The organism is Cohnella silvisoli (genome assembly GCF_021190915.1).
GTDB classification, from domain to species: Bacteria; Bacillota; Bacilli; order Paenibacillales; family Paenibacillaceae; genus Cohnella; species Cohnella silvisoli.
In genome coordinates this window covers 75,958-90,339 of the sequence record NZ_JAIOAP010000025.1, presented here as the reverse complement: position 1 = coordinate 90,339, position 14,382 = coordinate 75,958, and the positions used below count along the sequence as shown (strand labels likewise).

Here is a 14,382-nt window from a genome sequence, read left to right as displayed (position 1 = left end):
TCTTCCGGGAAGTCCGGCGGCAGCGGGACGTATGCGCCTCCGGCTTTCAATATCCCGAGCAAACCCGCCAGCAGCTCCGGCGAGCGCTCCGCCATGAGCCCGACGGGTTCCCCGGATCGCAGACCGGTCGCCAGAAGCTTGCGGGCAATCCGGTTGGCTCTCTCGTCCAGTTCCCGGTAGGTAAGCGATCCGGCTTCGAACGACGCGGCAAGCTTGTCGGGAGCGGCTTCCGCTTGCCTGCGAAACAGCTCGGGCAGCGTCAGCTCTCGCGGAAACGGCGCTATGGTAGCGTTAAACGTATTAACGACCTGATGATGCTCCTCTTTCGACAACAAGTCGATGCCGCCCGTTTTCAAATCCGGATCCTTCGCGATCCATTCCGCCAGCCTGACGAATTGGCGGGCCATCTTCTCGACCGTCTCGCGACGGAACAACAACTCATTGAATTCCCATACACAAGTTAAAGCACCCGATCGTTCGGGATAGACGTCCAGCTTCAGATCCAATTTGGAAGTGCTGGTATCCACCTGGATTTGCTCGAAGCGACAGCCGCCCGCCTCAAAGCTGGTGAACGTGGTCTCTAACTGGTTATGGTAAATAAGCATCGTATCGAACAACGGATTGCGCGAGGATTCCGTTCCTCGCCCGGAAAGCTCTATTAATTTCTCGTAGGGAACATCCGCATGGCTTAATGCTTCCCATAGCTTGTCACGGCTTCGGTTCCAATGCTCGCGGAACGTCCCTTCACCAACGGATTCCATCCGGACAGGAATGTAATTATTGAACATTCCGACCATCCCCTGCGTATCCGGATGGGATCTGCCCGCCAACAATAAGCCAATCGCAAATTCCGATTGAAGACAGTAACGTTGAAGGATGATCGCATGAAGACTGAGCAGCAGAGAAGAAATCGTGCCGTTGTTCGACCGGGCATGCCGGTTCCATGCCATTGCCGCCTCCGATGGCACTACCGCTCTCACGGCGCCGCCCCTGAATGTTCTTCGGATGGGTCTGATCGACGTGTCAGGCCAATTTAACGATGGCGCTTCATTCGCAACCTCTCGACTCCAATAAGCTATGCTTTCCGTTTTCGTTGCCTGATTCCTCTGCTCCCAGACCGCGAATTGCTTATAGCTAACCTTTAATAAAGGCAAGTGCTCGCCGTTCAGTAAAGCTGCGAATTCCTGCATCAGTACATTCATTCCGATCCCGTCGGAAGCAATATGATGAACGTTCAATGCTAAGCGATGGCTGTTAGCTTCATCTGTCCATAACGCCGCTCTTATTAGCGGGGGAAGGCTGAGATCGAACGGAGTGAGCAAACCGTTCAGTTCCTCGTCATTCCATTCATCACACTTAGGAAAGCCGTCTGAAGCGCAGCAAAATATACGCAGTTCTACCTTTGCGGAACCGCTCGAATGAACTTCCTGCAACAATTGTCCATGCTCCCAATGATAGGATGTTCGCAGAGTTTCGTGCCGATCCGTCAGCGACTGAAGTGCTTCTGCGACACTATCGGACGACAATGGACCGTCTACCGACAGCACGACGGGTATATGATAAGCACAGCCGATGCCCTCCGCTTGCTCAAGCAGCGCCATTCTCTTCTGTGCAGTCGACGCGGGAAACCGATCGCCCTCCGCCCCGCCTGCGAACTGAACTTCTTCAAACAGCCCGCCACTGGTTACGAACGGGACTAGTTCTTCTCGGCGAATGCGCTCTAACAGCAATCGCGGCGTCGGAAACTCAAAGATGTCCCTAAGTGAAAGCTCTGCTCCCCATAGCTTGCGAATACCCGCCAGTGCTTGCGCGGCTTTTAACGAATTTCCTCCCGACTCTTGAAAATGATCATCTGCATGAACGGACGAAACACCTAGCGCTTCCCGCCAAATCCCCATTAAACGAATCAAATCCGGATGTTCATCTTGTGTTGCGTAGGATGAAGTTTCTTCCTTTATTTCAACCGCCAAACGAAGAGCCTCGAGCTCGCCAAACACGGCATCCCATTCTCCCAAGCTCAGCCGTTCAGCTAACTTATACCGCTGGATCTTGCCGCTTGTCGTACGCGGGATAAGCCGAATTGGGACGACTCTGCCGATATCGAATCCGGTTTCGCGGCTTAATTGTCGCTTGAGCCTCTCGGCGAGTGGGAGGAATTTCTCCGGCTTCCCCCTATGCTGTACGAACAATACGATCTCATCTTCTCCCAAGTCGGCATTCGGAGCGCCGCATGCGGCAACTTTGCCGTAGCCGACCCCATCGACCGCTTCCGCGCGTTTCTCCAGGTCATGAGGATAGACGTTCTGCCCCCGTACGAAAATAATGTCCTTAAACCTTCCGGTAATGACCAATCTTCCGTCCTGCATGAATCCGACGTCCCCAGTGCGAAGCCATCCCCCCGGCGCAAGCGCGCCAGCGCTGGCTTCGGGAGCATTGTAGTATCCTCTGGTGACATTGCTGCCCCGAATCAGAATATGTCCAACCGTTCCTTCAGGAAGGGGATTATCCGCGTCGCCGCGAATCGCGACTTCGCATTGTGCGACAGGATAACCGACGTCCACGAACGTCACCGTCCGTCTGTCATTATCCTTCGCATGCTTAACAGGTTTGCCAAGCAGAAGGGAACCCGCTTCGACTATTACCGAAACGAGACGTTCTCCCGGCGGCGGAAAAGTGACGGCAAGCGTCGCTTCCGCCATCCCGTATACCGGGAACATGGCCTCCGGCTTCAGCCCGCTGGGAGCTAACAACTGAAGAAAACGTTCCGCCCAATCAGCGGAAATCGGCTCTGCTCCGTTAAAGATCAGCTTAACGCAGGACAAGTCCCATCCGATCGACTCGTCCTTCTTGAAGCAGCCTAAGAAGTGCTTATATCCGAAATTCGGCGAAGCGATGGCCGTTATCCGATGCTCATTGACTTTGGCCAGCCATAACATCGGATCCAGCATGAATTGCGCAGGCTGCATTAAATACTGGTCCATCCCCGCATAGATAGGGCCCAAATGAAAACCGATCAATCCCATATCATGAGTTAAAGGCAACCAGTTGAGCGTACAATCCCGGTCGGTCGTGCCCGAGCTCGCTATGAACGCGTTCATGTTGGATAAAAGGTTTGCATGCGTGAGTATGACACCCTTCGGCTGTCCAGTGGATCCGGACGAAAACTGAAGAAAGGCAATATCGTTTCCGCTGGGCATGAATGGCTCGAACTCGCTAACGGTGTCTGATCCCAACGACTCGCTTACCCGACCTTCAAGGTCATCCAGCCTTAAATAGAAAACTTCCTTGTCGTCCCTTATCTCACTGGCTTCAGCTTCCAAAGGCTCCGAATCCGTCAATAGCCTCGGGCGGTTTAACGTTCCCCACACCTGCTGGAACTTCACCCGATTTTCTTCGTTTCCTCCGGTGGTAATCGGAACGGGAATAAATCCGCCGAGCATGCAGCCCCAGAATCCAACGACGAAGGCGCACTGATCGTCAATTTGAAGCACCACTTCGTCTCGCGAATGCCAACCTCTCATGTGTAAACGCTGTGCAAGCTTCATACCAAGATCGTAAAGCTCTCGGTAAGACATCCGTGTCTCCGATTTCTTATGGATAAACACGATACCTTTTCCGTTTCGGGCCTCGTATTCGAGCATATCCGCCAAATGGACATACGGCTTCATCATGTACCTCCCTCTAAGCGAATTTCATTTCTCCGATTATTTTCGTTAGCTCTTCCTTCAGCAGCCCTAATAACGATTCCGGTTTGTTGCACCAGTAGAAATGGTCTCCCGGCATCCGAACGATCCGGCATTCATCCTTCGTATGCCGCTTCCAGCCAACGAGCTCTTGTTCCGTCCAACTTTCTTCTTCCCCCGCAATGACCGTTATTCCCCAAGCCAGAGGCTCATTCTCCTCGTACCTGTACGTTTCCACTAAGCGGAAATCGGCTCGCAATATCGGCATAAAAGCATCCTTTAGCGGCTTGCTCGCGAAGATTTCCGGGGAGGTAGCCCCCATCTCTACAATCCGCTGTGCGAATTGTTCGTCGGGCAGCTGATGAATCGGCTCTGAGGAATCGATCGTCCCGGGAGCCGGTCTTCCTGAGATAAATAGCCTCGCAGGAGCCGGCATATTCCGATCCCTCAGCAAACGAGCTGTTTCGTATAGAATCATTCCGCCCATCGAATGGCCGAACAACGCGTACGGACTACCGTCGCAATGGCGCATTACTAGGTCTAACACATCTTCGGATGCATCCCTCATGCCCTGATAGAACGGATCTTTGGTTCGTATCCCCCGTCCGGCCAATTCCAGCGGAATGCATTCTACTCCCACACCGAAAGCTTTTTTCCATTTCATATAGATAACCGCCGAAGCGCCTGCGTACGGAAGACAGAAGAGCTTCACGCGATTTTCCCCATTTCAAGTTTAATAACCTGATCCGCAAGCCCGAAATAACGGTCGTCATGCGTGATGACGATGACGCATTTGCCCTGGCTCCGTAAATCCGGCAGCAGTGAAGCATAGAAAAATTCGCGGTATTCCGGGTCCTGGTCGGCAGCCCATTCGTCGAATAGACAGATCGGCTTGTCATCCAGGTAGCTAACCAGCAGAGCAAGCCGCTTCCTTTGGCCGGTAGACAGCTTGGTCGTACTGAATCGTCCGTCTTGAATGGACACTTTGTCTTCTAGCTTAAGCAATTGCAAATAATGCTGCGCTTCCCGCTCCTTGGCCTCGAAATCGATTCCGTACAGCCTGTCGAATAAATAAGCGTCGCTAAAAATGGTAGACACGTGAACTCCGATATCCCCGGCGTTCATTCGTACGCCGTTTAACGTCACGCTTCCCTCATTTGGCTCGTAGAGACCCGTGATAAGCTTGGCCAGCGTTGATTTCCCGCTGCCGTTGCCGCCAACGATGAAGGTAAGCTCGCCCGAACGAAACTCATAATCTATCGGACCGACGGCGAACGATCGATCCTCATTTCGTCCATATTCGTACACGGCTTCCTCCAATCGCAATGTAACTTCATCCGCTTCGCTTGTCTCCGTCGTCAGTTCGTATGTGGATTCCCTTCTGCGAATGCCGGAGAGCTCTTCAGAGAAGCTCCGTATACGCTTCCAGCTAATGCGGGCTTGAAATAGCTCCGGCAATGAGTTCAGTATGGAGGTGAGAGGCCCCGCCATGTACAAGAATACAAACACGAAGCTGCGAAGCGCCTCTTGTCGCATCTCGGGGAACAAGGAGGGAAACGCGAACACGACCGTACCAATAACGGCTGCGAACAGGAGGTCGCCGATAACGACCACATTGGCGATTTTCGATTCGGCTTCCATGCGTTTATCCCTGTAGGTGGCGCAGCTCCCCGCCATGTCCTCCCGAAAGTCACGGGCTTTATTACGATGCAAGAATAATTCCTTGAATCCGTAGATCAGGTCATGAATGAATTTGAAGAACACGTTCTGGATATCCCTCGTCTGTTCCCACAGCTGGTTTGCTGACCGGATGATCGCATAGAAGGCCCCGGAAGCGGCGATAACGACTCCGAGCGATAATAGGAAACCCGCTAAATTGATTAATGCCAAATAAACGAACCCCGCCGTAATCGTCACCGACCAAGTTCCGATGCTAACCATTTTGTTCGCAAAGCTGCTGACCGTTTCCGTATCGTTGTTCAAACAGGTTTCGATTTTCCCCCGTTCCATCGCTTCCATGTTCTCATAGGGCGCGTTCAGGACCGTGGTCAGAATCTCCATTCTCTTGTCGTACACGATACCGTTCGTCATACGAATAAGACGAGAACGGAGCAGCTTCTGCCCGTAAACGAATAACAACATGCCTAACACGAAGTACGGCAATAAGCTAACCTTTATTCCTTCCGTGTCCCAAATCGCTGCGTTTACGACGAAGATCATCGATGCGTTGCCGATTCCGCTGGAGATGCCGAGCAGCAGCATCGTGACAAAAGGACGTTCATTTGGTTTGGGAAAATAACCTGTCAACGCAAGATATACGCCCGACAAAAGGAAGAGCGCGGAAATTTCCGCAATCGCTATCCTCTCGAAATCGGACGAACCCCTCCAAAGGTCGTATAAGCAATAACCTAACCAGCCGTAGAACACTGCTGCGAATAATACCCGACTCCATCTGCCTCTTCCTTTATCCGCATCTTTAGGCTGCCACCTTCCTTTCCGGATGCCTAGCAGCACCCATGCGATGCTCGCCGCGTTCCAGAGCAGCCCTAATCCAATTATCCAGATCCACATCGCTATCACGTTTGGTTTCCTCCCTCCCTACCTTGCTTCAGCTTGCAGCAACCGAATGCCGATTTGATCTACAGACATGAACTGCCATTGCTCAGGGAAGGAGGATAGAGATGTACATATCGCCGCCTGGTGAAGATCATCCAACCGGAGCCCTTGCAATCTGTACGGTAACAACCGGTTAACCGACTCCCCGACAACCGAAAATGTGCCCAGACCAAGCGATAACCCCCGGCCTAAGCACTTCACGTAGCTCTCTTTTCTCGTCCATATTTCGTAAAATCGCTTTAGACGTTCCGCTCCCCGCTTTATCCGCAAATCGTCCCACTCCTCGGATGATAAATACGCGTTCGTCCATTCCAGTCTTTGCTCCCGGATTTGTTCCACGTCAATACCGACAGGACATTCGGAAACCGCGCAAACGCACCAGTCCCCCGAGTGAGAAATATTAAAGTGAATGTCGTTTATTCCATCTAGATAAGGTTTGCCGTATCCGTCTTGCCTGAACGTCAAAATCCGATCGCTGGGAAGCCAATCCTGGACTAATGCCGCGCGAAGGAGCATTTCGCCCATCAGCGATCGCCGAGCATCCTCTTCGCGGGCGAACCGTCTCAGCCCTAATCTTCGATTAAGCGAGCATAGCGTTGTGAGCTCATCCTGCAATTCCGCCTGCAACGGCTCGGAAACGTTAACAGCGTATATCCGAAGAGGCGACCCTTCTGCACGCTCGGGAGTTACCCTACAAAGCCTCATTGTTATCGCCAGCTCTTGTTGTGAATTGGCTCAGCTCCCTGATGGTATAACATTGCTGAAAATCTTCCGGAGAGACGACAAGTCCACGCTCCTCCATCTCAATCTCAAGCTTGACGGCAAGCAGGGAATGTCCGCCCAATTCGAAGAAATTATCGTTGACTCCGATGATTTCAAGCTCAAGCAATTGCTTCCACATCTCGACGAGTTCGGCTTCGATTTCATTCTCCGGCGGTTCGAAAGCTTCAGCCGAGCGAACTTGAGACTGTGGCTCGGGTAAGAATGAGCGGTCTACTTTTCCGTTGGACGTTACAGGAATTGCTTCGAGCCTTACAAAATACGACGGAATCATATAACTCGGAAGATCCTCACCCAAATACTCTCTCAACGTCCGGGCGGGCAACTCATCCGGTGAAGCGTAATACGCGCAAAGCGCTTTCTGTCCGGATCCGTCCATTCGATCGATAACGACGCATTGCGCGATTCCCGGGTAACGGAGGAGCTTGGCTTGGATTTCCCCGAGCTCGACCCGATAACCGCGGATTTTCACTTGGTAATCGACCCTGCCCAGAAACTCGATATTGCCGTCCGACATCCACTTGGCCAAGTCGCCCGTTCTATACATGCGTGCGTTAGGATCAACCGAGAATGGATCGGACAGAAACCGTTCCTTCGTCAGGCCGGTCTCGTGATAACCGTCCGCCAGGCATTGCCCGCCTATGAATAATTCGCCCCGTGCGCCGATTGGACAAGGCTTCAGCTCCCGGTCCAGAATGTAGTACTTCGCATTGCGGATCGGTTTGCCATAAGGGATGCTCTTCCACGCCGCATCCACCTTATCCACTTCGTAACAATTGGACCAAATGCATGCCTCGGTTGCTCCGCCCAACGCTGCTACTTTGCAATCCGGAAATAATCGCTTCAACTGATCGGAAAGCGTTAACGGAATCCAATCCCCGCTAAGCATGAATAAACGAACCGGCGCGGACGCTCCTTGATATTTCTCGAAGAATGGAATGCATTGCGCCAGAGCGGCCGGCGCCGAATCCCATATCGTAATCCCGCTGGACGCCATTCTGGCTGGCCAAGTTTCCGGCTTGCGCACATCTTCCTCCGGGATAAGATCTACCGCTCCGCCAGCCGCGAAAATTCCGAATAGATCGTATACGGATAAATCGAAGCAGAGCGAAGTAATGAAGAACAAGCGATCCTGCCCGTTCACTCCGAACTTGCCGTTAACCCAGTCGATAACGTTAACGACCGGTCTATGGGAAACGACAACCCCTTTCGGAGTTCCCGTTGATCCTGAAGTGAATAGCACATAGGCCGTACGCGTCGGATCTTCCGGTATGTCTAGCGGGCTAACCTTTTCGGAATCGATATGAAATCGGGTTAAGAACTTTCTGCTAATCGGCGCTTCCAACTTTAATGCTGTTTCGGACTTCGTGATGACAACATCGTAGCGGTACCGTAATTCGTTCATAAATCCTTTGTTGCGTTTAAGGATATTGACCTCTAGTTCAGGAAATGAATTAGCAAAGCCGACGAAGAAGTCTTCGTGGCAATAAAGATACTGGTCTATTTGGACTCGTGTCTGATAGAAGGTTCCGTGATTTCGCTTAAATTCCTCTAGGGAGGCTCGGAAATCCTCCTTGGTTGATTCGTCAAGGATGTCAGCTACGATCAGTGCACCGCCAGGACGGACGAGTCTAACTGCCTCGCGAAGAACGTTATTTAAGTAGAGGTAATCCGGGAAAAACTGGATCGTACTCGGAAGCAGTACCAGATCATAGCTGTTATCCTCCATTTCGGAGATTTCATCTGCGAATCTCGTAAGCAACCGAATCCGATCCCTGTTGCTTTCGTTTAAGCTCTTTCGATTGGCCTCCTGCGTTAACGGCGACGGATCGAGACCCGTATACTCGTCGAAAGCTTCAGCCAATGCGAAGAGAATCAAGCCTGATCCGCAACCGATTTCCAGAGCCTTCTTTCCTTCGCCGGCAAACGGCTTGGCCAGTTCTACAACCCGATCCCGGTATTCGTCCACTTCCGGCTCGGTGAAATAGATCCCCGTATACGAACTGATAAATCCCCCTGACGACACCTTATCCTTCGCGGTCACGGCCAAGTCGTTAAACAATTTCACGATCAATTCCTTGTCCGGCTCCGTTGCAAACGGTTCGGCCTCCGTTTCATCCAAGATTATCGCTTGAATCCCTTTATGCGATCTCCACAACAGATCGGCCATAGGGGTGAATACTTCCCTTTGCGTGACAAGATGGGTTGCATTCACCTCGTTCAGAACCGTTTGTATTCTGCGCTTAGGCCACGAAACATCCAGGGGAACATAAGCTCCTCCCGCCTTCATGATACCGAGCGTTCCTATGATCATATCGAAGGATCGCTTGCATAACAGACCAACCCGGACTTCGGGACCTACCCCTGCTCTTTGAAGCGCCCTTGCCAACTGGTTGGATCTATCGTCAAGCTCGCGGTAACTCACCGTATCCTCTTTGAAAATCGCGGCTATGGCTTCAGGCGTCCGAGAAACCTGTTCCATGAATAAACCGTTTAACGTCTTCGTACTTGGAAACGGGCCTTCCGTAGCGTTGAAATCGCGAATGACAGTTTGCCATTCAGACGGATAGACCATCTCCAAAGAGGTCATAGGAGCTTCCGAATTCGACAGCAATTGTTCTAATAAGTGAAGCCAATGAGAACCCACGGCTTGCGCAAACTCGTTCGAATAGCGACTCGAGTCGAAGCGGATGAGCAAGTTCAATCCCTCATCGCGTTCCGTGAACCAAAAGGCAAACTCCGCGTCGGCAACCTCCAGAGCATGAAAGGGATGAATCCGGTCATAGCCAATGAAGATCGGAACGCAGAAATCGGCCCCCGCATCCGAGCCTCCCCATCCCATATCCTTAACGATCTGGATAAATGGATAATTCTGGTTGTCCAATATGCCTTCGAACCTGGATTTGAGCTCGTTCAAGAACTGACGGTAAGAGCCTTCCGTATTCGGGGCGAAAGGAACGACAAGCATGTTGTTCAAATTGTCGCCGCTGCCATGAATATCGAACACCGGTGAAACAAGAAGCGCTTCCGAAACGTGCGCGTATTTCTGTGCTGCGATCTGAACGCCGCTTAACAAAACCAGGAACGTTGCGATGTCCGAATTTCCGGCTATGGATTTGATTTTCCCCGATAAGTCGGAACCGCAAGCCGTGTTCCATTCGGTATACTTGTCCGCCTTCTGCTCGCCTGAACTTCTACTCTCGGGAAAACGGGTTAATTCCAAGTCTCCAGATAATAAATCAGTCCAGAACGCCTTCTCCCTATCGAGCCTTCCGCTAGACATTATTTTTTGAATTTCCAAACCGTCCAAACTCATTATTATTCCTCCTCGTTTAGGATTCAATTGTCGTTGCAATCGACTTGCTTTGGTCGGATTCCTGGCTAAAATTGGAAATCGAACGATAGATTGGGCGCCTTCAACGATCGGTATTCGACAGCCAATGTCACGTCTGCAATCCTTCGCTCTGGCACCTCGGCCAACAAAACGAGCAGCTTGCGGAAATCCTCCGCTATTTTCTGAACGGTGCTCCTGTTAAACAAGAAGTGGGAATACGTGACCCACAACAGCATTCCATCCGAGTTTTCCCAAGCTTGGAACACAAGATCGAAGCGCGACCACTTCTCTTGCAATACGAGCGGTGTCCACTTTAAATGTCCCGTCTGGACGGGTGGGGCATCTAGATTTTGAAGCACGAACATTGTATCGAACAACGGATTGCGGGTCATATTGCGTTGCGGTTTCAGCTTGCGGACGAGCAGCTCGAATGGATATTCGGAGTGCTCGTAATCTTCCAGCACTCGGCTCTTAACCTCCTCGACGAATGCCAGGAAAGTCAGTTCGCCGTTCACCCGGTTGCGATGAGCCAGCGTATGTACGAACATCCCTACCATAGCCATGGCTTCGGGATGCTCCCTTCCGGCATGCAGTGATCCGATGACTCCCTCTTCAGAACCCGTTACTTTAGAGAGAAGTACGTAATAAGCCGCCAACATCGTCATATGAACGGTTGCACCGCACCGATTAGCAAGCTCGCGTATTGATTCGGCTAATGTCTTATCCCATTGAATGGATAACGTATCGCCTTCAGATCGACGATTAGTCGGTCTTGGTACGTCTATCGGCAGGTCTGGTGTTGAAGAGTAATCGTTGAACCTTCTTTCCCAGAAAGCTTCGTGCTCGGCGGAAATTGTGCGGTCGTTGATCCATTCGCAATAATCTTTGTATTGCAAAGTTAAAGGCGGAAGCTCTTCCCCCTCAAGAATCGCTAATAGATCGTTCATGAGGATGCCGAGGGAAAGCCCGTCTGCGATAATATGATGAAGATGCAGCAGAAGCAGCGATTTACCATCCGTAAATTCCGTCAAATGTGCTCTTATTAAGGGAGGCTTATCTAGTTCGAAAGGCTGAATAACTTGGTGCATTAATTCCTCTAATCGGTCTGGGCTATCCATGCTTCGCTCCAAATAAAAGGAAAATGAATCATGGATAATCTGTATCGGCTTGCCGCCATCCCACCCGAATGAAGTACGCAAGGGTTCATGTCGTTCTATAAGACGGACAAAAGCAGCCTCCAATTTGTCTGGGTCTGGAGCCGGTTCGATCCAGAAGGCAAAGGGTAATACGTATAGGATCGTCCCGGGGCGGGAGCTTTCGATCGTGAATACCCTTCGCTGCGAGGGCGACAACCGATATCCCGGAAGCTTCGGTGCCGGCAATATGCCGGATATCGAGCCCTCATTGCCGCATTCATCGATCCAGGTCGACATTTCGGCTAATGTCGCATGGCGGAACATTTGCTCGAGTGCCATGTTTACCCCGAACTCCCGATGAATCGATACCGTCATCTTAGCTGCTTTCATCGAATGACCGCCGAGCTTAAAGAAATCGTCGTTTCTGTCGAGAACTTCCACGCCAATTACTGAATGCCAGATAACGGCTAACCGCTTCTCCGTCTCGCTTCTCGGCTTGTCTGTATCGAGCACACTCTTGCTTACAAGCCATTCGGATGCGTCTGGCAGCGCTTTCAGATCGGGCTTCCCATTGGAAGTTAAGGGTATAGAAGGAAGCTCGACCCAATAAGTCGGGACCATGTAAGCCGGCAAACATTCTGATACCGTTTTCCTCAACGACGAAGATTCTATCGAAATATCGGGTTTGGCAACATAATAGGCAATGAGCGCAGCTTCCCCCACCGCATCCGGCTTAACCGTAACGACTGCGTCTCTTACGCCGGGATGTTTCATTAGGGTATGCCTTACCTCTTCCGTCTCTATCCGGTAGCCGCGGATCTTGACCTGATTGTCGATTCTCCCCAAGAAAATCAGGTTTCCATCGTCCCCCCATTTCGCCAAGTCCCCCGTTCGATAAATAAGGGTTCCATCTAAGGGTAATCGCGTAAACTTCTGTTCCGTTAAAGGCTGTCTTCTCCAGTATCCGCGCGCCAAACCCGTTCCCGCGACGACGAGCTCTCCAGGTACGCCTTCCGGCAGAGGCTGCAATTCATCATTCACGATCCATACCCTTGTATTTGGCAACGGTTTCCCGATTGGGATGAGTGCTGATGACATCAGCTGCTCTTCCCATGCATTCCATGCCGTTGCGCAAACGGTCGTTTCGGTTGGACCGTAGGCGTTAACGTAGTTAACTCGTTCGCTCCACTTCAGGAATAGCTCTCGATTGGAATCGGAACCCGCAGTAATGAGGAGCCTGAGGGAAGGAAGACGTTCAGGATGCAGTTGGTCGGCATACGTTGGCGGCAAAGTCGCAACGGTCACCGATTGGTCCCTAATGAGGCGTTGGAAACGTTCCAAGTCGCCTATAACTTCGGGTATTGCGATAATTAATCGGGCTCCGGTCAATAACGCCATAGCCATCTCCCAGACGGAAGCATCGAACGAAGCGCTCGCGAACTGCAATATCCGATCTTCCGTTCCGATGCCAAGCGCGCCTTCGAAATAACTCTGCAGATTGCTGACTCCCCGATGTTCGATCATGACACCTTTGGGGTCTCCCGTTGATCCTGACGTATACAGCACATAAGCCAAATCCTCCGACTTCACGACTGGAAGTGCAGTGACAGCGCTTTCTACGTCGCCATACGATAAATGGTTTGTAGAAATAACTAGCCCCTCGAACAAAGGCAATTTTCCCCCCTGTTCTGAGACGATAAGCGCAGTCGCTTGACTATCCGCAAGCATGTATTCAATCCGCTGCGACGGATAAGCGGGATCTATCGGGATATACACCGCCCCGGCCTTGAGTACGGCAAGAAATGAGACGACCCATTCCTTCGAACGGTCCAGCATGACGGCGATCCGATCCCCCGGCTTAAGTCCTTCGCCTATTAAACGGCTTGCCATCCCGCTCGACCTATCGCTTAATTCAAGGTAAGTCAAAGCCTCCGAACCACATACGACAGCAAGCTTCCCGGGGTAAAGTGCAGCTTTTCTCTCAAAGCCTTCGTGCACCGTTTGAAGACACTCATAAGGTGCCGCTGTATGATTCCATTTCAGTTGTTTGTCAATAGCATGATTCGATCGAAGCTCACATGCGGTTTCCTCGCGATCGGGACATTCGGCAAACTGTCCTAATAAGGCGATGATGCTCTCTGACAATGAGTTTATCAACGTAGTACTGTATAAACCTGCAGAATAAACAATTGAAAGAGTGCATTGTTCATCGGAGCTATGCTCAATCTGAAACCAAATCTCCGATTCGTTCGCTCCCGCGAACGGATATGTAAATTCCCTCTCTTGAATAATAGATTCAGAATAAAAAACGAAACGTTTTAATCCTTCCGGTTCGTTGGATCCACCATAATGACTTAACCAATAATCCGCATAACGGTGAGATTCGCGAAACCGTTCCAGCAGCTGATTAAGTCGCTTCTTTAAGCTGAGTCTTTCCTCCGACTTTTCAATCATGATCGGAACGAATTGTTTTCTACTATTTTGTGTTACATCACCTTCCCTAGCATGGATAGGAATGGATATAGCCAACTTCCGCTCTGAACGAGTAAAAGCGAGCAAAACGGCAGCGGCGGCGGCAAATATAAAAATCGTACGTAAATCCTCTCGATCCTTGCAGTATCGATTCATTGCATTCATGACTCTCTCCGATATTCGAAATTCCATCCGTTCCTTCCAAGTCGTCGCTCCGAAACCGTCGGGTTGCAAGGGCGGTTCATCGTCCCAACCTTCCAACGTTTTTTCCCAGAATGCAGCTGCTTGTCTACCGAAAGATCGTTCCTCCAACGTGGGGGGCAACATGAATGCATCCGCTCCTTATTCAATTGTATGAAGC

General features: G+C 51.2%; 6 protein-coding genes. All 6 read right to left on the bottom strand.

Annotated features, from left to right (window positions below):
• A partial coding sequence (locus K7P76_RS31050) for a condensation domain-containing protein (protein WP_232189988.1) occupies positions 1 to 3,671 on the bottom strand: 3,671 nt, incomplete at its 3' end.
• Between the two features lie 10 nt (positions 3,672 to 3,681).
• Entirely contained in the window at positions 3,682 to 4,395 is a 714-nt protein-coding gene (locus K7P76_RS31045; RefSeq protein WP_309244810.1) for a thioesterase II family protein, read from the bottom strand.
• A complete protein-coding gene (locus tag K7P76_RS31040; protein WP_232189989.1) occupies positions 4,392 to 6,254 on the bottom strand; it encodes a cyclic peptide export ABC transporter in 1,863 nt (620 codons plus the stop codon). Before K7P76_RS31040 ends, K7P76_RS31045 begins: the two co-directional genes overlap by 4 nt.
• Before the next feature lie 27 nt (positions 6,255 to 6,281).
• Positions 6,282 to 7,004 carry a 4'-phosphopantetheinyl transferase family protein gene (locus K7P76_RS31035; RefSeq protein WP_232189986.1) on the bottom strand — a complete coding sequence of 241 codons (723 nt, stop codon included), beginning with the start codon at positions 7,002 to 7,004 and terminating at the stop codon, positions 6,282 to 6,284.
• Positions 6,991 to 10,395 carry an AMP-binding protein gene (locus K7P76_RS31030; RefSeq protein WP_232189985.1) on the bottom strand — a complete coding sequence of 1,135 codons (3,405 nt, stop codon included), beginning with the start codon at positions 10,393 to 10,395 and terminating at the stop codon, positions 6,991 to 6,993. The genes K7P76_RS31035 and K7P76_RS31030 overlap by 14 nt, the downstream gene beginning before the upstream one ends.
• A gap of 65 nt (positions 10,396 to 10,460) precedes the next feature.
• The gene (locus K7P76_RS31025; RefSeq protein ID WP_232189984.1) at positions 10,461 to 14,348 is read right to left on the bottom strand and encodes a non-ribosomal peptide synthetase; all 3,888 of its coding nucleotides are present in this window, start codon (positions 14,346 to 14,348) and stop codon (positions 10,461 to 10,463) included.
• Positions 14,349 to 14,382 lie beyond the last annotated feature (34 nt).

What these genes read in the sequence shown, in the direction of transcription:
- K7P76_RS31025 (WP_232189984.1), bottom strand. Translation starts at nt 14,348, where the DNA reads ATGTTGCCCCCCACGTTGGAGGAACGATCTTTCGGTAGACAAGCAGCT.
- K7P76_RS31030 (WP_232189985.1), bottom strand. Translation starts at nt 10,395, where the DNA reads ATGAGTTTGGACGGTTTGGAAATTCAAAAAATAATGTCTAGCGGAAGG.
- K7P76_RS31035 (WP_232189986.1), bottom strand. Translation starts at nt 7,004, where the DNA reads ATGAGGCTTTGTAGGGTAACTCCCGAGCGTGCAGAAGGGTCGCCTCTT.
- K7P76_RS31040 (WP_232189989.1), bottom strand. Translation starts at nt 6,254, where the DNA reads ATGTGGATCTGGATAATTGGATTAGGGCTGCTCTGGAACGCGGCGAGC.